The following is a 20,821-nucleotide window of genomic DNA, read 5'->3' as shown; positions in this document are numbered from 1 at the left end:
ACACGCACGGCCGCGCCTCACCAGCGAAGCGGACCCGTTGCCCCCTCTGTCGGAGAACCTGAGAGCTTCACCGCGTCGGGCAGACGGCGGTTTCCCCCTTCGGTGGCCGCGGCGTTGCCGCCGACGACGCTTTCCAGAGTGTCGTTGAACCCGCGCGGTCCGGTGGCCTGAGAGATTCCGGGGCGGTTGCTCCTTCGGCGCCGCCGGGCGGGTCCGCCATGGCGGCAGACAGACCGGCGAACTCTCCCGCGCGTGTCCTGCCGCAGAATCACTCCCGCGACCGACACGTGCGGTCCTGCGCCATCGCCCGATGGCCGTCAATGACCTTGCTGCCACCCGAGCGCCTTTTCCCCATGGCCGGCCACACGTGCCGCCCGTATGAGGCGCGCGAGGGGGTCTCGCATGTCGACAGTCGAACTCTACCTGATTGCCATGCTGCTCATCTTCGCCGCGCCGTGGGCGATCTGGAAGCTGTTGCGGACTGATCGCTGGGCGCCGCTGGTGGTGGTGCAGATCGTGACGGGGGTGCTGCTCGGGCCGGGCGTGCTCGGCGCCGCCTTTCCGGCCGTTCACGCCGCGGTTTTTCAGCCTGAGGTCGTCACCGCACTCAACGGGCTGGGATGGTGGGCGGTGCTGCTGTTCGTCTGGTCGGCAGGTCTGGAACTCGATCTGCGCGCCGCCTGGACGGCGCGGGCGGAGACGGCGCTCACCGCGAGCCTGGCGCTCGTCACCCCGTTCGTGTTCGGCTGCCTCGCCGCCCTCGTGCTGGTGGCCAGCGGTGCCGCGTGGGGCGGCGGTCGCGGCGCGCCGTGGCAGCTCGTGCTGGGCATCGGCATGGGCTGCGCGGTGACGGCCTTGCCGATACTGGTGCTGCTGCTGGAGCGGATCGGGCAGATGCACCGTCCCCTTGGCCAGCGGATCCTGCGCTACGCCTCGCTCGACGATCTGGCGATCTGGGGAGTGCTGGCGCTGATCCTGCTGGACTGGGCGCGGATCGGCCGGCAGGCGCTGTTCCTGCTCGCCTTCGTGGTTCTCGCCTTTCTTGTCAGGCGTGTCATCGGCCGCCTCGCGCCCACGGACCGCTGGATCGCCGGGCTGGTGTGGCTGGCGGCCGTCGCGCTCGGCGCCGACTGGGCCGGCCTGCACTTCATGGTGGGCGGCTTCCTGGCCGGCGTGGTGCTGGATGTGCGCTGGTTCGGGCGCGAGGCGCTCGACAATTTCCGCGCCACCGTCCTGCTGACGGTGATGCCGGTGTTCTTCCTCTCAACCGGACTTCGCACGCAGTGGGACGTCGGCGGGCTGGCGGTGTTCGGTGCGGCGTCGCTTCTTCTCGCAGCCTCCGTGACGGGCAAGCTCGCCGGCCTTGGTCTTGCCGGACGGCTGCTGCGGTGGCGAGCCGGAGAGGCGGGCGTCATCGGCTGGCTGCTGCAGACCAAGGGGCTGATCGAGATCATCTTCGCCAATGTGCTGCTGGACCGGGGCATCATTTCGGCCGACCTGTTCACGGCCATGCTGCTGATGGCGGTCGCCTCGACCATGCTGACCGTGCCGATGGTCACGCCTCTGCTGCGGCGGCTTGAGCCGGACGGGGCATCGCCGGCGGGCGTGACCGGGATCAGTCGAGGTTCGGCCTGAGCCAACGCTCCGCCTGCGCCAGAGCCACCGCGCGCCGGGCGGCATAATCCTCGAGCTGGTCCCGTCCGATCCGCGCCACGCCGAAATACTCCGCCTGCGGATGGGCGAAATAGAAGCCCGACACAGCGCTTGTCGGCAGCATCGCGAAGCTTTCGGTGAGGCTCAGCCCGGCGTGCTCCTCCGCGCCGAGCAGATCGAAGAGCACGGGCTTGAGGCTGTGATCCGGGCAGGCCGGATAGCCGGGCGCAGGGCGGATGCCGCTGTATTCCTCGCGGATCAGCGCGTCGTTCGACAGCGCCTCGTCGGGCGCGTAACCCCAGAGGCGTGTGCGGACGTGCTGGTGCAGCCGCTCCGCGAACGCCTCGGCGAGCCGGTCGGCGAGCGCTTTCAGCAGGATGTCGCGGTAGTCGTCGTGGGCACTCCTGAACCGCGCCAGATGCGGCTCGAGGCCATGCATCCCGACCGCGAACCCGCCCAGCCAGTCGTCCTGCGCGTCGACGAAGTCGGCCAGACAGTAGTTCGCGCGGCCGCGCGACTTGCTGACCTGCTGGCGCAGGAACGCAAGACGCGTTCCCCCGTCGACCACCACATCGTCACCCTCGCGCCGCGCCGGCCAGAACCCGCAGACGCCGCGCGCCGTCAGCCACTTTCCGGAGACGATTTCATCCAGCATGACCCGCGCGTCATCGAAGAGGCTGCGCGCGCTGGCGCCCACGACGGGGTCGTCAAGGATTGCCGGAAAGGTGCCATGCAGTTCCCAGGCGCGGAAAAACGGCGTCCAGTCGATAGCTTCCCTGAGGTCGTCGAGAGGCCAGTCGGCGAACACGTGCCGGCCGGGGCGGGCCGGCGGCGGCGGCTTCAGGGCAGGGTCGGCGGCAAAGCCATTGGCCCGTGCATCGGCCAGCGGCAGCAGCGGCGAGTGTCCCTTGCCCTGCCTTTTGTCCCGAACCTCCTGATACTCGGTCGCCGTCTCGGCCACGAAGGCGCTGCGCTGCGTCTTGGACAGGAGCCGGCTGGCCACGCCGACCGCGCGGCTCGCGTCGAGGACATGGACCACCGGCCCCGAATAGGCACCGTCGATCCGCAGGGCGGTGTGGACCTTGCTGGTCGTCGCCCCGCCGATGAGGAGCGGGAGCGACATGCCGGCCTTCTCCATTTCCTGTGCGACCGTCACCATCTCGTCGAGCGATGGCGTGATCAGCCCCGACAGGCCGATCATGTCGGCCCGGTGCTCCCTCGCCGCATCGAGGATCTGCGGCCACGGCACCATGACGCCGAGGTCGATGACCTCGTAGCCGTTGCACTGCAGCACCACGCCGACGATGTTCTTGCCGATGTCGTGAACGTCGCCCTTGACCGTCGCCATGACGATGCGGCCCTTGCTGCGCCGGTCTTCGGGCGCGAGGCGATCCTTTTCCGCCTCGATGAACGGGATGAGGTGCGCCACGGCCTTCTTCATGACCCGGGCGGACTTCACCACCTGGGGCAGGAACATCTTGCCGCTGCCGAACAGGTCACCCACCGTGTTCATGCCGTCCATCAACGGCCCCTCGATGACCTCGATCGGGCGCGCGGCCGCCTGCCGCGCCTCTTCCGTGTCGGCGACGATGAAGGTGTCGATGCCCTTGACCAGCGCATGCTCCAGCCGCTGTGCGACCGTCAGGCTGCGCCATTCGGCTTCGGCCTTCGCCGTGTGCTCGCCCGCGCCCTTGTAGCTTTCCGCCAGGGCGATCAGCCGCTCCGTCGCGTCGGGCCGGCGGCACAGGATGACGTCTTCGCACGCGTCCCGCAGATGCCGATCGATGGTGTCGTACACGTCCATCTGCCCGGCGTTCACGATCGCCATGTCGAGCCCCGCCGGAATGGCGTGGTACAGGAACACGGAATGCATGGCCCGCCGGACGGTCTCGTTGCCGCGGAAGCTAAACGAGAGGTTCGACAGCCCGCCGCTGATCCGCGCGTGAGGACAGCGTTCCTTGATGTCGCGGCACGCCTCGATGAACTCGAGCGCGTAGCGGTCATGCTCCTCCATGCCGGTCGCGACGGCGAAGATGTTGGGATCGAAGATGATGTCTTCGGGCGGGAAGCCGATGCCGGTGAGCAGCGCGTAGGCGCGGGTGCAAATGTCAGCCTTGCGCGCCCGTGTGTCCGCCTGGCCCTCCTCGTCGAAAGCCATCACCACGACCGCTGCGCCCAGATCGAGACAGATGCGCGCCTGCGCGAGGAACGCCTGCTCGCCTTCCTTCAGGCTGATCGAATTGGCGATCGGCTTGCCCGAGACGCATTTCAGCCCGGCCTCGATGACCTCCCACCGGGAACTGTCGACCATCACCGGGATCCGGGCGATGTCGGGTTCCGCGCCGATCAGCCTCAGAAAGGTCGTCATCGCCTCCTCGGCGTCGAGCAGACCCTCGTCCATGTTGACGTCGATGATCTGGGCGCCGCCCGCGACCTGCTCGCGCGCGACCTCGACCGCCGCGGTGTAGTCGCCCGCAAGGATCAGCTTCTTGAACCGCGCCGAGCCCGTGACGTTCGTGCGCTCGCCGATGTTGACGAACCGCGCGGAACGATCCCCCGCCGGCGTGCCCCTCCCTGTCGCCGGTCGGGCAGCTTCAGCCACATGCCCGCGCGGCAGAGCCTCGCCTGTGTCGAACAGCGCGCTCATGCGGCCAGCGTGAACGGTTCGAGGCCCGCGAGGCGAAGCGCAGGCGCAAGGGTGCGCAGGGGACGCGGTGTCACTGCGCGCACCATCTCGGCAATGGCGGCGATGTGCGCGGCCGTGGAGCCGCAGCAGCCGCCCACGATGTTGACCTGCCCCGCCTGGACCCACGGCTCGATCAGCGCGGCGGTCGTGTGCGGCGCCTCGTCATACTGCCCGAGGTCGTTGGGAAGCCCGGCATTCGGATAGACCAGCAGCAGGGCATCGACGATCCCTGACAGCAGCTGCACGTGGGGGCGCAGCTGTTCGGCCCCGAAGGAGCAGTTGAGGCCGACCGCGACCGGACGCGCGTGGCGCACGGAATGCCAGAACGCCTCCACCGTATGCCCCGACAGGTTGCGCCCGGACAGGTCGGTCAGGGTGAGCGAGATCATCATCGGCACATAGCGGCCCAGATCCCTTTCCACCTCCCGCACCGCCGCGATCGCCGCCTTGCAGTTGAGGGTGTCGAACACTGTCTCGATCAGGATGAAATCCGCTCCGCCCTCGATCAGCGCCTCGCACTGCTCGCGGTAGACGGCGGCCATGGCATCGAAGCTCACTTCGCGGTAGCCCGGATCCTCGACCCGGGGCGAAAGCGACAGGGTCTTGTTGGTCGGGCCGACGGCGCCGGCGACGAAGCGCCGCACCCCGTCGCGCGCCGTCGCCGCGTCGGTCGCCTCGCGCACGATGCGGGCTGCGGCGTGATTGATCGCGCCGGTGAGGTGCTCGGCCCCGTAGTCGGCCTGGCTGATGCGGTTCGCGTTGAAGGTGTTGGTGGCAAGAAGCCGCGCGCCGGCGGCGATGTAGCTGTCGCAGATGCTGCGCACCACGCCGGGCTGGGTCAGATTGAGAAGATCGTTGTTGCCCTTCTGCTCGGCCTCAAGGCCCAGCGATCCGCCATAATCGTCGGCCGACAGGGCGCACGCCTGGATGGCGGTGCCATAAGGGCCGTCCTTGACCAGAATGGCCTCACTGGCCGCGGCAAGCAGGGCATCGCGGGCGTTCATGCACGGCCCCCGTGCGGCCGCATGCCCAGCATGTGGCAGATGGCATAGGACAGCTCGGCCCGGTTGAGCGTGTAGAAGTGGAACTGCCGCACCCCGCCGGCATAGAGCTTGCGGCACAGCTCGGCCGCCACGGTGGCGGCCACCAGCTGCCGCGCCGCCGGACGCTCGTCCAGGCCGTCGAACAGGCCGTCGAGCCATTCGGGCATGTGCGCACCGCACTGTTCCGCGAACCGGCGCGCCTGCGCGACATTGGTGACGGGCAGGATGCCCGGGATGAGCGGCACGCCGATGCAGCATTCTTCGGCCTTGTCGCGGAACCGCAGGAACGTCTCCGCATCGAAGAAGAACTGGGTGATGGCGCGCGTCGCGCCGGCGTCGATCTTGCGCTTGAGGTTGTCGAGGTCGCTGCGCGCGCACACGGCGTCCGGATGCGTTTCGGGATAGGCGGCGACGGTGATCTCGAAGGGTGCCACCTCGAGCAGGCCACGCACGAGTTCCTCGGCGCTGGCATAGCCTTCGGGATGCGGCGTGAACGGCGCGCCGGGGGTGCCGGCATCGCCGCGAAGAGCAACGATGTGCCGCACGCCTGCACTCCAGTACCGCTCCGCCACCGCGCGGGTCTCCGCGCGGCTGGCATCCACGCAGGTGAGGTGGGCCGCCGCCGGCAGCCCGGCTTCGGCAATGATGCGGGCAACCGTGTTGTGCGTCCGCTCACGCGTCGACCCCCCTGCCCCATAGGTGACGGACACGAAGGCGGGCCGCAGATCCCGGACCTGGAGCACGGCGTCCCAGAGCTGTTCCTCCATCCGCTCGGTCTTGGGCGGGAAGAACTCGAAGCTGGCCGAGATGTCACCGGGCAGGGACGCGAACAGCGACGGTTCGGCCGCAGTGCGCTGTTCGCGGACACGGTCGAGCATCAGGACGCCCTCGCCGAAGGGACCGACGCGCTGACGGGATGATCGGGCTTGGCGGCGATCCAGATCTTGACCACCAGCCTGCCCCCTTCGAGCGCCGCCGTCTCCTCCATCACCAGCCCCGCACGGGTGAACATCTGCGCCATCTGGTCGTCGGCAAATCCCAGACGCACATGCGCGTGCCGCTCGCGCAGCTCGTCGAGCTGATGGGACGCGAAGTCCACCACCGCGACCCGCCCGCCGGGAGCGGTCACCCGCGCCGATTCGAGCAGAGCGGCCACCGGATCCTGCACGAAGTGGAGCACCTGGTGGAGCAGCACCGTGTCGAAGGAGAAGGCCGCAAAGGGCAGCGCCGCCAGATCGCCGTGCACGACCTCGACCCCGGTCTGCGGCAGATGCTGGAGACGGGCCCGCGCCAGCCGCAGCATGTCGAGGCTCTTGTCGAGCGCCGTCACCCGCGTCGCCAGCGGCGCCATCAACTCGGCCATGCGTCCCGTGCCCGTCCCCAGATCAAGAAGATGGCCGATGGACCTGTTGCCGAGCGCCTTCAGCAAGGCGTCCTCGACCTGCGTGTCGGGACTGTGCATCCGCCGCAATTCGTCCCATTGATGCGCGTGTGCCGCGAAATAGGCGGCCGCCGCGCTCTCGCGCTGCGCCTTGATCTCTTCAAGGCGCTCGACATCGCGCCGGCAGGCGTCGCCGAGTTCACCGTCGGCCCGCCGCACCGCCGCCAAGAGCCGCGCCACCTCGATCGACACTTGCCCGTCCCGAGCCAAGGGCGCAGCGGCACGGATGAACACCCAGCTGCCCTCGCGCCGCCTTTCGGCAAGACCGGCATCGCACAGGATCGCGACATGACGCGAAACCCGTGGCTGGCTCTGATTGAGAATGGCGGCCAGTTCCCCGATCGCCAGCTCGGTGGAGCCGATCAGATGAAGAATGCGAAGCCGCGTGCTGTCGCCAAGGGCGCGGAAGAGCGTTTCACTGCGCATGACCGCTACATATAAAGGCTTTTTTATATCTGTAAACGCTCAGTTCCATCGGACAAATTGACAAGGGTTTCATGCGCATGCCAGTGAAGCGCGCCACATGTGGACCGGAGTTGACGACGACCCGCGCGGCGTGGGCAGGAGGGGACAGGACGCGCAATGACCAAGGCTGAACTTCCAGAGTGGGAGCGCTACCCCAACACGGGCCGATTTCTGCTTGGACGGCGCCGCAGCCTGCTGAGCACGGCCGAGAAGCAGCGGCTCGAGGCGCTGCCGAGCGATGTGCGCACGCTTGCCGACGGAGAGGTGCTCATCCGTCGGGGCGAGGTTCTCGACTGCAGCGCGATGCTCGTCGACGGTTTCATGATCCGCACCATCTGGCACAACAACGAGCGGTCGATCGTGAGCCTCCAGGTGCCAGGCGATTTCGTGGACCTCCATGGTTATGCGTTGAAGCGCCTCGATCACGATCTCGTGGCTCTTGGCACGGCGCGCGTCGCGGTGGTCCCTCACCGCAAGATCGACGAGGTTCTGGCCACCGATCCCAAGCTCGGGCGGCTGCTGTGGTTTTCCACCCTTCTGGACGCCGCCATCCACCGCGAATGGATCTGCAAGCTGGAGCAGCTTCAGGCGGCTCAGCGGGTTGCGCACATCTTCGCGGAACTGTGGCACCGGCTGGAGATGGTGGGCCTCGGCGAACCCGGCGTCGTGCGCACGCCACTGACGCAGGCGAACCTCGCCGAGATGTGCGGCGTCACGCCCATCCACATGAACCGCAGCCTTGGCCAGCTCCGGCGCGCGGGCATCGCCGTGTTCCGTCGCGGCAGCCTGTATGTGGAGGACCGTGCGCGGCTTGAGCAGTTCGGCGACTTCGTTTCGGCCTACCTTTATGGGGAGGATGGCCTAGGCACGCTGGAGGGGGTGCTGGATTGACGGTCCGACCGCGCGATGCGAGCGTCTGGCCAAAAGGGCGGCGACGGCCTAGTCTCTCCGGAACGAGCGCGGGAGACGAGTGATGGCGAGCGGTGACGTCGACGTGGATGTGCTGATCGTCGGCGCCGGACTGTCCGGCATCGGCATGGCCGCGCACATGCAGGACAAGTGTCCCGGCCGCAGCTTCGCCATTGTGGAACGCCGGGCGGAGATCGGCGGCACCTGGGATCTGTTCCGCTATCCGGGTGTGCGGTCCGACAGCGACATGCACACGCTGGGCTACGAGTTCGCCCCGTGGCGTCACGAGAAGAGCATCGCGGACGGTGACGCCATTCTCGAATACCTCCACCGCATCGTGGCGGAGCGGGATCTCGCCCGGCACATCCGCTTCAACACCACAGTGATCCGCGCCGACTGGTCCCACGCCAACGCCCGCTGGACCGTGGACATCAAGGATGGCGACGGGCCGGCGCGGCAGGTCACCGCCCGCTGGCTGTATCTCGGCGCCGGCTACTACGACTACGACACGCCCTATGATCCCGGCTTCGACCTGAGCGCGTTCCGGGGGCGGGTCGTTCATCCCCAGTTCTGGCCGGCGGATCTGGATTACACCGGCAAGCGTGTCGTCGTGATCGGATCCGGCGCCACGGCGGTGACCATCGTTCCGGCGATGGCGCGTGATGCCGCCCATGTCACGATGCTGCAGCGCACCCCCACCTGGATGTTCGGCCGGCCAGCCAAGGACCGGCTGGCGAATTTGCTGCGCCGGATCCTTCCGGAACGCCTGGCCTACCGGCTCACCCGGTGGAAGAACATCGTCATGCAGGATCTTGGCTTCAAGCGGGCACGCACGCGTCCCGACAAGGTGGCCAAGCTGATGCACGACCGCATCGCCAGGGCGCTCGGGCCGCAGTTCGACCGGGCGGCCTTCACCCCGCCCTACAATCCGTGGGAGCAGCGGGTGTGCCTCGTCCCGGATGACGACTTCTTCGCCGCCATCCGCGACGGCCGGGCGAGCATCGTCACCGACACCATCGCCGGGTTCGAAGCGGAAGGTGTGCGGCTGGCATCCGGCACGCTGCTGCCGGCCGACATCATCGTGACCGCCACGGGCCTCAGCCTCGCCGTCGCCGGCAAGATCGCCATCAGCCTCGACGGGGAGCCGGTCACGTTCAGCGACCACTTCTACTACAAGGGCTGCATGTTCTCGAACGTGCCGAACCTTGCCGTCGTGTTCGGCTACCTCAACGCGAGCTGGACCCTGCGCGCCGATCTCAACGCCGATTTCGTGTGCCGGGTGCTCAACACCATGGCCGAAAAGGGCGCGCTGGTCGCCGTTCCGCGCCTGCCGGCGGAGCACGGACTGACCGTGGAGAACGTGTTCGATTTTTCCTCCGGATATCTTCAGCGCGCGCTGCACCTGATGCCGCAGAGCGCCAAGACCTGGCCGTGGCGGCTCAGCCAGGACTACCGGCGCGACCGCAGGATGATGCAGCAGCCGGTGGAGGACGGCATCCTCGACTTCGGGCGAAGTCCCGGTCAGGCCCTTTCAGATGCCCGCGCGGGTGCAGACCGTGCGGAAGCTGCTGCGGCATGACCCTGAGTGGCCGCCGTCCGGCTGGTGCGGACACAACGCTGTTCGTATAGACGCCGCCGCATGACACCCGACTCCGAGCGGATCTACACGGCGGCGCTGTGCGTCATCGGCGACGAAATCCTGTCCGGCCGCACGCACGACCGCAACATCGCCCAGGTGGCGAGCTGGCTACAGGTGCAGGGCATTCGCCTGCAGGAAGTGCGGGTGGTGCCGGACGACGAGGAACGGATCGCCGCCACCGTCAACGCGCTGCGGGCAGAGCACGACTATCTGTTCACCACCGGCGGCATCGGACCCACGCATGACGACATCACCGTCGATGCGGTGGCGCGGGCGCTGGGTCTGGCGGTGGTGATCCACCCGGAGGCGCGCGCCGCTCTCGACGCCTATTACCGCGACAAGGGCGGGCTGACCGAGGGCCGGCTGCGCATGGCGCGGGTGCCGGAAGGCGCCGAACTCATCCCCAACCGCATGTCCGGCGCACCCGGCATCCGGCTTGGCAACATCTTCCTCATGGCGGGCGTGCCGCACATCACCGCCGGCATGCTCGATGCTCTGACCGGAACTCTGGAGGGCGGGCGCCCGCTGCAGAGCGCGACGATCGGCGGCTTCATCCCGGAGAGCGAGGTCGCCATCCTGCTGCGCGACGTCGAGCGCGCCCACAACGATTGCCAGATCGGCAGCTATCCCTTCTTCCGCGAAGGCCGCGTCGGATCGAACTTCGTGATCCGGTCAACCGATGCCGAGCGGATGGCGGCCTGCCGCGATGACCTGCGCCGTCAGCTGGAGCAAAGCGGCTGGGACGTGACCGAGGGCGGCATCTGACCACGGCCGAACCGCAGGCCTGTCACTCCCCGACCTGTCACTCCCCGCGGCGCGCCTGATCCTCGGCAAGCTCGTCGCGCACCTCCCGCGCGCCTTCCTCCGCCACAGCCACGTTGCGCGGCGGCGCGGACTTGTTGGCGCGAAAGGCGTAGAGGATCGCCGCCCCGAGCAGGACCACCCCAAGCACCGTCACCAGCATCCACAGCCAGCCCATCGCTCACCTTTCTCACTGTTCGCAAAAACGGGAACGCCCGAGAACGCCGATGGCTCCGGTGCGCGGTGCCTGAACCCCCCGGCGGGTGGTATCCCGCGGGGGGTTCCGGCGTGAGGCTCAGGCCCCCTCGACCTCGGCAAGGTCGAGCTTCAGGCCCGGACCCATGCTCGAAGAGAGCGACACCTTGCGCACATACTTGCCCTTCGCGCCGGCCGGCTTGGCCTTGACCACCGCATCGGTCAGAGCGCGGAAGTTGGCCTTCAGCGCGTCGTCGGCGAAACTCATCTTGCCGATGCCGGAGTGGATGATGCCCTGCTTCTCGACGCGGAACTCGACCTGACCGCCCTTGGCGTCCTTGACCGCCTGCGCAACGTTGGGCGTGACGGTGCCGAGCTTGGGATTGGGCATCAGCCCCTTGGGACCGAGCAGCTTGCCCAGCCGCCCCACGACCCCCATCATGTCGGGCGTCGCAATGACCCGGTCATAGTCGACATTGCCGGCCTGCATGTCCTCCATCAGGTCCTCGGCACCGACCTTGTCCGCACCGGCATCCAGCGCCTTCTGCGCGTTGTCGCCGCGGGCGAACACCGCCACCCGCACATCCTTGCCGGTGCCGGAGGGCAGCGACACCATGCCGCGCACCATCTGGTCGGCGTGCCGCGGATCGACGCCCAGGTTCATCGCCACTTCGATCGTCTCGTCGAACTTGGTCAGCTCGCCCAGTTCGCGCAGCGTGGCAAGCGCCTCGTCCACCGTGTACAGCCGCTCGCGGTCGATCTTCGCCGCAATGGCTTGCTGCCGCTTGGTCATCTTCGCCATGATCAGCCCTCCACCACTTCGAGACCCATCGAGCGGGCGGACCCCTCGATGATCTTCATCGCCTGTTCGATGTCGTTGGCGTTGAGGTCCGCCATCTTGGCCTCGGCGATCTCGCGCACGGCGGACTGCTTGATGGTGCCGGCGGACACCTTGCCCGGTTCCTTGGACCCGGACTTCAGGTTGGCCGCCTTCTTGAGGTAGAAGGAAGCCGGCGGGGTCTTGGTGACGAACGAGAACGAGCGGTCCGCATAGACGGTGATGACCGTCGGAATGGGCGCGCTCTTCTCGAGATCCTGCGTCGCGGCGTTGAAGGCCTTGCAGAACTCCATGATGTTGACGCCTCTCTGACCGAGCGCGGGGCCGATCGGGGGAGACGGATTGGCGGTGCCGGCGGGCACCTGCAGCTTGATGTAGCCAGTAATCTTCTTGGCCATGATGAGGCCTCCTTTCTCAATGTCGCCCGGCCGCAGGCGCGGCCCGGCTCATGGTAAGCGGTGCAAGCGGCGCGCGTGCGCAGCGCCTCCCGCAAGGGTTTCCGTTGGTCTTCGGAAGGCGCGCCCCATAGCACATCGGGCGCGGGACACAAGCGCGGGGTGCGGCCTCTGCTCCGCCGCTGTCCGGGCGAGGCCGTGGACGGGACGAGGTGGCGACGCGGATCAGACGGCCTGCGCCTGAGGCGGCTCTTCCTGTTCGTTCTCCAGTTCGGCCATGACCCGCGCCATGGTGGCCTCCGCCGCATCCTCGAACGGTTGCAGGATGATGTCGGCGCCGGCCGCCTTCATGTCGGTCTTCGCATCGTGGTTGTAGACGGCAATGGCGACGCGCCCGCCGAACCCTTCCGCCTTCAGCGTGTTGATGAGGGTCTGGCGCGGATCGTGGCTCGTCATGCTCGGCCCGTGATGCGCGAAGGTCGAGATGACCCAGCGGGCATGCTGGAGCGGCAGCTCGCACAGGAAGTCCGGGTCGGTCGCGTCGCCGTAGACGGCGTTCAGCCCCAGCCGTTGCCACGTCTCCACCACGCCCGGGTCGAAATCGACGGCCAGCAGCGGCACGTTTGCGGCCTGGAGCCGGCGGGCGAGCGCCCCGCCGAGCTTCGACAGCCCGAGGAGCAGCACCTTGGGCGGCGCGGGCCGGTCGCGCTGCTCGTCCGCCTCCTCGCGCTTCGGCCGTGCCCGCTCCGCCCAGCCGAGCAGCGGCTCGAACAGCGGATACAGCCGGTGCGAGAACGTGATCATGTAGGTGGAGGCGGCGATGGTGATCAGCCCGACCAGGGTGACGAGCCCCAGTTCCGCCTCCGTCACCTGTCCGAGCGCGACGCCCATGCCGATGAAGATGAGCGAGAACTCGCTGATCTGCGCGACCGTCAGCCCGGCGAGGAAGCCGGTGCGCTTGCGGTAGCCCATCAGCCCCATGATGACGATCACGATCAGCGGATTGCCGATCAGCACGAAGAGGGAGAACACCAGCGCAGCAGGCACATTGGCGCCCAGCACCTCGAGATCGAGCTGCGAACCGAGATGGAGGAAGAAAAACAGCAGCAGGAAGTCGCGCAGCGGCGCCATGCGCGAAGCGATGGAGTCGCGATAGGGCGTCGAGGCCAAGGCGACGCCGGCAAACAGCCCGCCGAGTTCGATGCCGAGGCCCAGATACTCGCCGATGGCAGCGAACAGCGCGGCAAGGCCAAGCGAGAACAGGATCAGCAGTTCCTGGTTTTCGGCCAGGCGCCGAGTCAGCGGCCGCGCCGCGTAGCGGATGATCAGCACCACCAGCCCCGCCATCGACGCCGCCGCCGCCAGCGCACCGGCGACGGTCGTGTCGCTGCCGGTAACGGTGCTGCCGATCACGAGGGTCGACAGCGCCACCATCGACAGCACCACGACGATGTCCTGCACGATGAGGAAGCCGAGCGCGACCCGCCCGTGCAGCGAGTCGAGTTCGCGCTTGTCGGTGAGCAGCTTGACGATGATGATGGTGCTCGAAAAGGTCAGCGCGACCGCGATGTAGAGGCTCGGCACGACGCCGAGGCCCAGGGCGAGACCGATGAGGAAGCCGAAGACGGAGGTGAACACCACCTGGCCGAGGCCGGTGGTCAGCGAGACAAAGCCGAGCGACCGGATCAGCCGGTAGTCCATCTTCAGCCCGACGAGGAACAGCAGCACCGCGATGCCGAGGTCCGACAGCAGTTCGAGCGGCCCTTCCGACTGGACCAGGTTGAGCAGCGAGGGACCGGCGATGATGCCGACCACGATGTAGCTGACCACGAGCGGCTGGCGCAGGAGGTGCCCGATCAGCCCGACCACTCCGGCCAGAATGAGCAGGGCCGATATTTCCGAGAACAGCGAGTGGGTGACAAGCTCGGCCATCGGATCTCCCGCTCGGACCGGCGGGCACACCGGCCGGCCGCCGCCCCACCATGCCCGCAGTCAGGCGCGCGCGCCACCCGCGGGATGCGGAATTCCGGTCCGGAAGGCCGCGCCAGGGGCGGGCCGCTTACTTGACGAGTTCAACCTGCTCGAAGTCGAGGTCGAACGGCGTCGCGCGCCCGAAGATCGACACGGACACCTTGACCCGCTGCTTGTCGAAGTCGAGCTCCTCGACCACCCCGTTGAAGGATTGGAACGGCCCGTCGAGCACCTTGACCTGGTCGCCGATCTCGTACGGCACGCTGACCTGCTTCTTGGGCGCGGCCTTTGCCTCCTCCATTCCGCCGAAATAGCGCGCGGCTTCCCGTTCGGAGATCGGCTGGGGCTTGTTGTTGGAACCGAGGAAGCCGGTGACTTTGGGCGTGTTCTTGACCAGATGGTAGATGTCGTCGGTCATGTTGAGCTTGGCCAGCACGTAGCCCGGCATGAACTTGCGCTCGCTCTGCACCTTCTTGCCGCGCTTCACCTCCGTCACGGTCTCGGTCGGCACCTCGACCTGCTCCACACCGTCCGACAGCCCCAGACGGGCAGCCTCGGCTAGAATTGAGTCGCGGACCTTGTTCTCGAAACCGGAGTAAGCGTGAATGATGTACCAGCGTGCCATGAGGTGTTCCGTGTTCCTGTCGATGCCCGATGCCGGCGCGGGAGCCTCGTCCCTGCGCTCAGATCAGTGAGAGAAGCCAACGCACCACTGCGCCGAAGGCCGAGTCCACGCCGAGGAAGAACAGGGAAAGGATCAGCGTCATGATAAACACGAAGATCGCCCGGCGCACGGTTTCCTCGCGCGTGGGCCACACCACCTTGCGGGCTTCGGTCCGCACCTGGTTGATGAATTCGGCGGGAGAAGTCTTGGCCATGGTCCTCGGCAGAAATCTGGGTGGCGGGTACGCGGCCGCAGCCGCGCGAGCCATCGGCCAACCGTCAGGACCTGATGGTCGGCGGCGGGCACGCTGCTCGGGTGGGCGCCGCCCGCAGGCAGCACATCCGCCCCTATGCCAACCCGGCCGGATGCGCAAGAGCGCCGTTCCGCCTCGCTATCCGTATTGCCGCCACGGCCGGACGCGATAACAGGTTGATGCACGTCAGCCGCAGGCGCAGCGCGTCACCCGGAAGAACGCCCGCCCGCGCACCGTCTCACGCGCGGCCAAGCACCCGCCGCCAGAAACCCGGCTGCTCCATCGGCTGGATCCGACCGTAGGTCTGCCGCCGGATCGAGGGGTCGCAATACGGACGCGGAACGATCCACGGATCAGGCTGGCTGCTTCGAATGGTGTAGGTGGCCATGGTACGCTCCCTCGCTAGTGCCTCGACTCAACGACAGAAACACTCCACTCGCCGCAAAGTTCCTCCTGCTTTGACCACTCGTCAACCGATCATGCATGCTTCGGTTGAGGTGTGCCGAATTGGGGCGGATGACGGGCCGCCCGTCTGGCGAGACCATTTGCTTCCGCCGATCGGCACCTTCTGCTGGTTTGTGGATCTCGACGGGCCAGAGGGTCAGGCTCCAAAAGCCGTGTAGGATACCCGCGCCAGCCGAGCACCGCCGCTCTTTGCTGGCCGGTGAATGCTTCCCTGATCGCGCTGCACCAAGCCTTTAACGCGGCAGGAAGCGCAGCTGTGGCGCGGCACCGCGACATGCGTGCCTTGTCGTCGGAGAGGCCCTGCTCGGGCAACCACACGTGGCCGGTCGAGCGCAAGCGGCCCTGATTACCGGGTTCGTGAGGGGGAACCTCAGCCAGAGCCTGCACCGCCTCGGTTTGAAGGGCGTCCGAAGCACGGCCCGGCGCCTCGGTCATGGCGGGAGGAATGGCAGGGGTGACAGGATTCGAACCCGTGGCCCTCGGTTTTGGAGACCGATGCTCTACCAGCTGAGCTACACCCCTGCAGCCGGTGCGGGCTTAGGCATGTTGCGCGAACGTGACAAGAGGCCGCAGCGCCCCACACGTCAGCGCGGGTGCCCGGATGCGACGGGACGCGGAACCGATGGCGGCGATGTGCGCTGCCTGAGCACACCCGCACCGTCGTGAAAGGCGTCCATGCACGCTGCCGTTCAGAAGCCCATTCCGACGCGTCTGCTGCTCGACGCCTACCGCTCGGGCATCTTTCCGATGGCCGAGGCGCGGGAGGACAGCGAAATCTTCTGGGTCGAGCCGCGCGAACGGGCGGTGATCCCGCTCGACGGGCTGCACCTCGGGCGGTCCATGCGCCGGGTGCTGGCGCGCGACCGCTTTGCCGTGACCTGCGACACCGCCTTCGAACAGGTCATCGCCCGCTGCGCGGAACCCCGGCCCGATCAGCCCGACAGCTGGATCAGCCGACGGATCGAGGCAAGCTATGTCGCGCTTCACAAGGCCGGGCATGCCCACTCGATCGAGTGCTGGCAGGAGGGTGAACTGGTCGGCGGGCTGTACGGTGTGGCGTTCGACCGGGTGTTCTGCGGCGAAAGCATGTTCAGCCGCGCGGACAACGCCTCCAAGGTTGCGCTCGCCTGGCTGGTCGCGGCGATGCGCCGCGCGGAGTTCTGCCTGCTCGACTGCCAGTTCATGACCGGGCATCTTGCCAGCATGGGCGCGGTCCCGATCGACCAGGCCGAATACCTGCGCCGGGTCAGGGCGGCGCGCGGCACGCCTGCGATGACGATCGCCGATGCGGTGGCGTGGTTTCAGGCAGTGGGCGCAGGAGACCGGGTCGGAGACGGCGCCGGTGACGGCGATGCGGCGGGCGCGGTACCCGCCGGCGCCTCGTCTCCCGGGAAGCTCATCGCGCAGTTCTTGACCCAGACATCGTAGATGGGGTGTTCGACCACGTTGAGCGAGGGCGAGTTCTTGAACAGCCAGCCCGAGAAGATCTGCCGCCAGCTCTCCGCGCCGCCGCCTCGCCGCTCGGCCACCTGCACCTGAACGAAGGCACCCGTCTCGGGCGGCACTTCCCAAGGCGCCGTCCGCTCGCAGGCGGAAAGACGCACGACGAGGTCGCCGATCCGCCGCGTCTCGCCCGGCCGCATCTCGAGATCCTGCGACAGATTGTTGCGCTTGTTCAGCACGCCGATGGTGGCCACCCGCTCGGCCATCGGCGTGCCGGGCGCGTCTTCGGCCGTGACCGGTGGCTCGGCGGGCGCCTGCGCGAGTTCGGGAGGCAGCTGCGTCTCGGCGGCGCGCGGCGATGGCGGTGACGCGTCCGAACAGCCGGATACGGCAAGCAGCGTCGCGGCCATGAGCGCTCCGCCCGCGCGTGCCGGGCCGAGGCCTGTCATGCCGCCGCGTCGCTGTCGGGGGACCAGGCGTCATAGTCGCCCGAGGTTCGCGGTCGGCGGCCACCCCGCTCCAGCGCTCCCTGCGGGCGGTAGGCGGCGGCCGTGCCGGTCGCGTTGGGGGAATAGTCCGCTTCCCAGATGCGCGCCGGGGGAAGGTGGCTTTCCGGCACGTCGTCGAAGGCCCCATGCAGCCAGCCATGCCATTCCGGCGGCACGCGGCTCGCATCGTTGGCGCCTTCGTAGATGACCCACCGGCGTTCGCGCCCGGCGCCCTTGCCGCGGCGTTTCTCGCGGTAGTAGACGTTCCCCTGCGCGTCCGTGCCCACCTTTTCGCCGCGTCGGCGCGTGAACAGGTCGGTGCCGATGGTGGCGCCGTTCCACCAGGTGAAGATCTTGGCCAATACGCTCATGCGGGCAGCCGTTAGCCGAAAGCCCGCGGCCGGGAAAGAAGCCTGTGCACCGCGCAGAGGGCACCCGCGCATGCTGCGCCCGGCTCGGTCGCAGCCATGCCCGCCGTCTTTACCACTCCACCCGGTCGCCCGGCCGGATGCCCAGTTCCGCAGCCCGCCCGCCCCGGATTTCGAGCACCAAGCTAGCCGGCGCATCCGAGAGCACGGGCGTGTCGCTGAGCGGCTGCGTCTGCGCGGCGATGTTGATGATGCGCCCGTCCGGCCCGATGAAGATGATGTCGAGCGACAGCGGCGTGTTGCGCATCCAGAAGCTCTGCATCGCCGGCGGATTGTAGGGGAAGATCATGCCCTCGTCCGGCGCCAGCGAAGTGCGCTCCATCAGTCCGCGCTGCTGCTGCGCCGGCGTGCGGGCGACTTCCACCCGGAAGCGGTGCGTGCCGGTGGCGCTGGTGACGGTCAGCGGCACCACCTCGAGCCCGCTGAGCGGATGGCGGGACGCTTGCGGCGCGGCGACACCGGTTGCCGGGGCCTGCGACTCAGCCGCTTGCGAATAGCATGACGGCAGCGCCAGTGTCGCCGCGGCGACCGCTAGGATGTGCCAAGTTCTCACCAGCCTTTTCCTCCGTCCTCGTGCCGGTCTTGGTCCGTGTCCGCGAGCCATGCGTCCGCCTCCTGCGGCGTGCGCAGCGCGAGCACCGCCCGGGCCATGTCCGGTTCGTGACCCGCGCGCAGCAGCATGGCAAGCGCCTTCTGCCGCGCGGCCGGATCGCTCGCTCCGATGTGGGAGGCGTCGGCAAAGGGGCCGATGCGGCGGCGGCGAGCCAGGGCGAGCACGGCTTCCCGCTGCTGCCGGGGCGAAGGTCCGCTGCGGGTTCGCAGCGGCGCGTCGATCCCCGCCGCGCGCAGCGCCGCATCGACCCGGCGCGCCCCATACCCGCGCTGTGCGAGCGCGCGGGCCCGTCCCTGCGCGAAGGCGGCGTCATCCACGTATCCGGCCGCGACGAACCGCTGCACGATGGCCTGCACGGCCGCATCGCCGTCATCCGGAATGCCGCCGCCGGCACTCCCCTCCGCATCCCAGCCGCGCTCGCGCAGCTTGCGGCGCAGATAGGTTTCCAGCTTGCCCGTGCTGGTGGCGAACCGCGCCACATAGGCCAGCGCCAGTTCGTCGAGACGCGCGGCGGTCAGCGGCCGTGGCTTCTGTCTGCTGCGCCTGCGGTCCATGACAGGTGACGTGCCACAGCAATGCGCAGCGCTGCAACAGGTGTTCACCGGGGCGTCACTTGCCTCGTGACATGGCACGCTTTAACAGGCTTGCAACCACAGGGCCGGGGGACTTCAGAGACAACGACGCCATGACCGACGCTGGACTTATCCCGACGCCGAACGACTGTCCGCTGCCGCGCCGGCGCGCCGACTTCGCCACGTTTGCGGAGGCGATCGACTATGCCGCCAGGAGCGAGAAAGGACTGAATTTTCACGACGCGCGCGGCTCGCTCGAGCATGTTTTGCCCTATATGGCGCTGCGCGAGCAAGCGCTTGCCCATGCGCGGCGCATGGTTGCCGCCGGCATCCGCCCCGGCGACCGTGTGGCGCTCATCGCGGAAACGTCGCCGCAGTTCGCCACGCTGTTCTGCGCCTGCGTCTATGCCGGCGCTTGGCCTGTCCCGCTGCCGCTGCCGACGAGCTTCGGCGGCAAGGAGGGCTACCTCGAGCAGCTCGGAAACCAGCTCGCCAGCTGCGACCCGGTGCTGCTGCTTTACCCCGAAGAGCTGGCGTCCCTGATCGATGTCGCGGCGGCGCGGCAGGGGTGCGCGGCGCAGGGCTGGGACGGCTTCGCCACCCGCGAGGCGCCCGACTGCCCTCTTCACGACGCCGCGCCGGACGACATCTGCTACCTTCAGTATTCGAGCGGGTCCACGCGGTTTCCCACCGGCGTCGCGGTGACGCACCGCGCCCTGCTGCACAACCTGTACGGCCATGCCACCATGGTCGATCTCGGAGTGGACGACCGCGTGGTGAGCTGGCTGCCCTGGTATCACGACATGGGGCTTGTCGGCTGCCTCCTGTCGCCGATCGCCAATCAGGCCTCGGTGGACTTTCTGCGCACCGAGCATTTCGCCCGCCGGCCGCTGGCATGGCTCGACCTCATCAGCCGCAACAAGGGCTACACCCTCTCCTATTCGCCGACCTTCGGCTACGACATCTGCGCGCGGCGCATCTCCAGCCAGAGCCACGTCGAGGACCGCTTCGACCTGTCGCGGTGGCGGACGGCGGGCAACGGTGCGGACATGATCCGGCCGGACGTCATGCAGAACTTCGTCAACGCCTTCGCCGCCGCGGGTTTCAAGGCCAGCGCCTTCACTCCATCCTACGGTCTTGCCGAAGCGACCCTCGCGGTGACGGTGATGCCACCGGGAGAGGGGATCCGCGTCGAACTGGTCGAGGAGGAACGTCTGTCGGGCACCCCGCGCGATCTCAGCCGCCCGGCGCGCTATCGCGCCATCGTCGATTGCGGCGTCGCCCTTCCCGGCATGGAGATCGAAGTGCGCAGTCCGCACGGTCAGCCCCGCCCGGACCGGCAGATCGGCCGGGTCTGGTGCCGCGGGCAGTCGGTCATGCACTCCTACTTCCGCAATCCAGAGGCGACGGCCGAATGCCTGCACGACGGCTGGCTCGACACGGGCGACATGGGCTATCTGGTCGACGGCCACCTGTTCATCGTGGGCCGGGCCAAGGACATGATCATCATCAACGGGAAGAACCACTGGCCCCAAGACATCGAGTGGGCGGTGGAGCAGCTTCCCGGCTTCAACCATGGCGACATCGCTGCGTTCTCGGTCGAGCTGGACTCGGGCGAAGAACGTCCGGCCGTGCTGGTGCATTGCCGGGTGTCCGATCCGGACGAGCGGCTGAAGCTGCGCCAGCAGATCCGCGACAAGGTCCAGGCGGTGACGGGCGTCCCCTGTCTGGTCGAGCTGGTGCCGCCGCGGACCCTGCCGCGCACGAGTTCGGGCAAGCTCAGCCGCGCCAAGGCCAAGCGCATGTATCTTTCGGGCGAATTGCAGCCGCTCGACCTGCGCGCGGCCGCGTGATCCGCA

The 20,821-nt window shown here is 68.1% G+C and carries 20 protein-coding genes, 1 tRNA gene, 1 pseudogene and 1 riboswitch; of the genes and pseudogenes, 6 read left to right on the top strand and 16 right to left on the bottom strand.

Annotated features, from left to right (window positions below; translation table 11 throughout):
- Positions 1–145: 145 nt before the first annotated feature.
- A riboswitch (glycine riboswitch) is annotated at positions 146–259 on the bottom strand.
- Positions 260–402: 143 nt separating this feature from the next.
- Positions 403–1,635 carry a cation:proton antiporter gene (locus ETO60_RS04550; protein WP_130003233.1) on the top strand — a complete coding sequence of 411 codons (1,233 nt, stop codon included), beginning with the start codon at positions 403–405 and terminating at the stop codon, positions 1,633–1,635.
- Here the strand turns inward: ETO60_RS04550 and metH are convergent.
- The 4 genes from metH to ETO60_RS04530 are packed head-to-tail and all read right to left on the bottom strand — an operon-like array spanning position 1,616 to position 7,249.
- Entirely contained in the window at positions 1,616–4,300 is a 2,685-nt protein-coding gene (gene metH / locus ETO60_RS04545) for a methionine synthase (protein WP_130003231.1), read from the bottom strand. The genes ETO60_RS04550 and metH overlap by 20 nt on opposite strands.
- Positions 4,297–5,343, bottom strand: a complete 1,047-nt coding sequence (locus ETO60_RS04540) for a homocysteine S-methyltransferase family protein (RefSeq protein ID WP_130003229.1) — start codon at positions 5,341–5,343, stop codon at positions 4,297–4,299. The genes metH and ETO60_RS04540 overlap by 4 nt, the downstream gene beginning before the upstream one ends.
- The gene (gene metF, locus ETO60_RS04535; RefSeq protein ID WP_130003227.1) at positions 5,340–6,260 is read right to left on the bottom strand and encodes a methylenetetrahydrofolate reductase [NAD(P)H]; all 921 of its coding nucleotides are present in this window, start codon (positions 6,258–6,260) and stop codon (positions 5,340–5,342) included. Before metF ends, ETO60_RS04540 begins: the two co-directional genes overlap by 4 nt.
- Positions 6,260–7,249: an ArsR/SmtB family transcription factor gene (locus ETO60_RS04530; protein WP_130003225.1), complete on the bottom strand. Its 990-nt coding sequence runs from the start codon at positions 7,247–7,249 to the stop codon at positions 6,260–6,262. Before ETO60_RS04530 ends, metF begins: the two co-directional genes overlap by 1 nt.
- A gap of 156 nt (positions 7,250–7,405) precedes the next feature.
- Between ETO60_RS04530 and ETO60_RS04525 the strand changes: the two genes are divergently transcribed.
- From ETO60_RS04525 to ETO60_RS04515, 3 genes are all read left to right on the top strand, one after another.
- On the top strand, positions 7,406–8,179 hold the full coding sequence (locus ETO60_RS04525; protein ID WP_130003223.1) for a Crp/Fnr family transcriptional regulator: 774 nt from the start codon (positions 7,406–7,408) through the stop codon (positions 8,177–8,179).
- An 82-nt stretch (positions 8,180–8,261) separates the two neighbouring features.
- Positions 8,262–9,776, top strand: coding sequence for a flavin-containing monooxygenase (locus ETO60_RS04520; protein ID WP_130003221.1), 1,515 nt, complete (start codon positions 8,262–8,264; stop codon positions 9,774–9,776).
- Between the two features lie 60 nt (positions 9,777–9,836).
- A complete protein-coding gene (locus ETO60_RS04515) occupies positions 9,837–10,601 on the top strand; it encodes a competence/damage-inducible protein A (RefSeq protein ID WP_130003219.1) in 765 nt (254 codons plus the stop codon).
- A 37-nt stretch (positions 10,602–10,638) separates the two neighbouring features.
- On the opposite strand, the gene ETO60_RS11220 is transcribed toward ETO60_RS04515, so the two are convergent.
- The 8 genes from ETO60_RS11220 to ETO60_RS04485 form a co-directional block, all read right to left on the bottom strand.
- Complete coding sequence (locus tag ETO60_RS11220) at positions 10,639–10,815, bottom strand: hypothetical protein (RefSeq protein WP_165362115.1); 177 nt, start codon at positions 10,813–10,815, stop codon at positions 10,639–10,641.
- 117 nt (positions 10,816–10,932) lie between these two features.
- Positions 10,933–11,634: a 50S ribosomal protein L1 gene (gene rplA / locus ETO60_RS04510; protein WP_130003217.1), complete on the bottom strand. Its 702-nt coding sequence runs from the start codon at positions 11,632–11,634 to the stop codon at positions 10,933–10,935.
- 2 nt (positions 11,635–11,636) lie between these two features.
- Positions 11,637–12,068 (bottom strand): 50S ribosomal protein L11, encoded by a 432-nt coding sequence (rplK, locus tag ETO60_RS04505; RefSeq protein WP_130003215.1) that lies wholly within the window; start codon positions 12,066–12,068, stop codon positions 11,637–11,639.
- A gap of 222 nt (positions 12,069–12,290) precedes the next feature.
- The gene (locus ETO60_RS04500; RefSeq protein WP_130003213.1) at positions 12,291–13,997 is read right to left on the bottom strand and encodes a cation:proton antiporter; all 1,707 of its coding nucleotides are present in this window, start codon (positions 13,995–13,997) and stop codon (positions 12,291–12,293) included.
- Between the two features lie 127 nt (positions 13,998–14,124).
- Entirely contained in the window at positions 14,125–14,661 is a 537-nt protein-coding gene (gene nusG / locus ETO60_RS04495) for a transcription termination/antitermination protein NusG (protein ID WP_130003211.1), read from the bottom strand.
- Positions 14,662–14,719: 58 nt separating this feature from the next.
- On the bottom strand, positions 14,720–14,914 hold the full coding sequence (gene secE, locus ETO60_RS04490; RefSeq protein WP_130003209.1) for a preprotein translocase subunit SecE: 195 nt from the start codon (positions 14,912–14,914) through the stop codon (positions 14,720–14,722).
- 277 nt (positions 14,915–15,191) lie between these two features.
- Positions 15,192–15,341: a hypothetical protein gene (locus tag ETO60_RS11215; protein ID WP_165362114.1), complete on the bottom strand. Its 150-nt coding sequence runs from the start codon at positions 15,339–15,341 to the stop codon at positions 15,192–15,194.
- A 523-nt stretch (positions 15,342–15,864) separates the two neighbouring features.
- Positions 15,865–15,940, bottom strand: a tRNA-Trp gene (locus ETO60_RS04485).
- Between the two features lie 153 nt (positions 15,941–16,093).
- On the opposite strand from ETO60_RS04485, the gene aat reads away from it, so the two are divergent.
- Positions 16,094–16,846, top strand: coding sequence for a leucyl/phenylalanyl-tRNA--protein transferase (gene aat / locus ETO60_RS04480; RefSeq protein WP_130003207.1), 753 nt, complete (start codon positions 16,094–16,096; stop codon positions 16,844–16,846).
- 35 nt (positions 16,847–16,881) lie between these two features.
- Here the strand turns inward: aat and ETO60_RS11370 are convergent.
- The 4 genes and pseudogenes from ETO60_RS11370 to ETO60_RS04460 all read right to left on the bottom strand — a co-directional run.
- Positions 16,882–17,061 (bottom strand): annotated as a pseudogene (locus tag ETO60_RS11370) (DUF2155 domain-containing protein); the annotation flags it as partial.
- 245 nt (positions 17,062–17,306) lie between these two features.
- On the bottom strand, positions 17,307–17,720 hold the full coding sequence (locus tag ETO60_RS04470) for an NADH:ubiquinone oxidoreductase subunit NDUFA12 (RefSeq protein ID WP_130003205.1): 414 nt from the start codon (positions 17,718–17,720) through the stop codon (positions 17,307–17,309).
- A gap of 109 nt (positions 17,721–17,829) precedes the next feature.
- Positions 17,830–18,330: a DUF192 domain-containing protein gene (locus tag ETO60_RS04465; protein WP_234026329.1), complete on the bottom strand. Its 501-nt coding sequence runs from the start codon at positions 18,328–18,330 to the stop codon at positions 17,830–17,832.
- Positions 18,327–18,944, bottom strand: coding sequence for a regulatory protein RecX (locus ETO60_RS04460; RefSeq protein WP_130003201.1), 618 nt, complete (start codon positions 18,942–18,944; stop codon positions 18,327–18,329). The genes ETO60_RS04465 and ETO60_RS04460 overlap by 4 nt, the downstream gene beginning before the upstream one ends.
- A 131-nt stretch (positions 18,945–19,075) precedes the next feature.
- Between ETO60_RS04460 and ETO60_RS04455 the strand changes: the two genes are divergently transcribed.
- Complete coding sequence (locus tag ETO60_RS04455) at positions 19,076–20,815, top strand: fatty acyl-AMP ligase (RefSeq protein WP_130003199.1); 1,740 nt, start codon at positions 19,076–19,078, stop codon at positions 20,813–20,815.
- Positions 20,816–20,821: the final 6 nt, after the last annotated feature.

Origin of the sequence: Qipengyuania thermophila, from assembly GCF_004153605.1 — a bacterium.
In the GTDB taxonomy this organism is placed as follows: Bacteria; Pseudomonadota; Alphaproteobacteria; order Sphingomonadales; family Sphingomonadaceae; genus Qipengyuania_B; species Qipengyuania_B thermophila.
This window is presented reverse-complemented; position numbering and strand designations above follow the sequence as displayed.

Excerpts from the sequence above, each read along its gene's own strand:
- ETO60_RS04455 (WP_130003199.1), top strand. The coding sequence starts at position 19,076 with ATGACCGACGCTGGACTTATCCCGACGCCGAACGACTGTCCGCTGCCG.
- ETO60_RS04500 (WP_130003213.1), bottom strand. The coding sequence starts at position 13,997 with ATGGCCGAGCTTGTCACCCACTCGCTGTTCTCGGAAATATCGGCCCTG.
- rplA (WP_130003217.1), bottom strand. The coding sequence starts at position 11,634 with ATGGCGAAGATGACCAAGCGGCAGCAAGCCATTGCGGCGAAGATCGAC.
- ETO60_RS04520 (WP_130003221.1), top strand. The coding sequence starts at position 8,262 with ATGGCGAGCGGTGACGTCGACGTGGATGTGCTGATCGTCGGCGCCGGA.
- ETO60_RS04515 (WP_130003219.1), top strand. The coding sequence starts at position 9,837 with ATGACACCCGACTCCGAGCGGATCTACACGGCGGCGCTGTGCGTCATC.
- ETO60_RS04540 (WP_130003229.1), bottom strand. The coding sequence starts at position 5,343 with ATGAACGCCCGCGATGCCCTGCTTGCCGCGGCCAGTGAGGCCATTCTG.
- ETO60_RS04470 (WP_130003205.1), bottom strand. The coding sequence starts at position 17,720 with ATGAGCGTATTGGCCAAGATCTTCACCTGGTGGAACGGCGCCACCATC.
- metF (WP_130003227.1), bottom strand. The coding sequence starts at position 6,260 with ATGCTCGACCGTGTCCGCGAACAGCGCACTGCGGCCGAACCGTCGCTG.
- nusG (WP_130003211.1), bottom strand. The coding sequence starts at position 14,661 with ATGGCACGCTGGTACATCATTCACGCTTACTCCGGTTTCGAGAACAAG.
- ETO60_RS11220 (WP_165362115.1), bottom strand. The coding sequence starts at position 10,815 with ATGGGCTGGCTGTGGATGCTGGTGACGGTGCTTGGGGTGGTCCTGCTC.
- ETO60_RS04530 (WP_130003225.1), bottom strand. The coding sequence starts at position 7,249 with ATGCGCAGTGAAACGCTCTTCCGCGCCCTTGGCGACAGCACGCGGCTT.
- ETO60_RS04460 (WP_130003201.1), bottom strand. The coding sequence starts at position 18,944 with ATGGACCGCAGGCGCAGCAGACAGAAGCCACGGCCGCTGACCGCCGCG.
- ETO60_RS04550 (WP_130003233.1), top strand. The coding sequence starts at position 403 with ATGTCGACAGTCGAACTCTACCTGATTGCCATGCTGCTCATCTTCGCC.
- secE (WP_130003209.1), bottom strand. The coding sequence starts at position 14,914 with ATGGCCAAGACTTCTCCCGCCGAATTCATCAACCAGGTGCGGACCGAA.
- ETO60_RS11215 (WP_165362114.1), bottom strand. The coding sequence starts at position 15,341 with ATGGCCACCTACACCATTCGAAGCAGCCAGCCTGATCCGTGGATCGTT.
- ETO60_RS04525 (WP_130003223.1), top strand. The coding sequence starts at position 7,406 with ATGACCAAGGCTGAACTTCCAGAGTGGGAGCGCTACCCCAACACGGGC.
- metH (WP_130003231.1), bottom strand. The coding sequence starts at position 4,300 with ATGAGCGCGCTGTTCGACACAGGCGAGGCTCTGCCGCGCGGGCATGTG.
- rplK (WP_130003215.1), bottom strand. The coding sequence starts at position 12,068 with ATGGCCAAGAAGATTACTGGCTACATCAAGCTGCAGGTGCCCGCCGGC.
- aat (WP_130003207.1), top strand. The coding sequence starts at position 16,094 with ATGCACGCTGCCGTTCAGAAGCCCATTCCGACGCGTCTGCTGCTCGAC.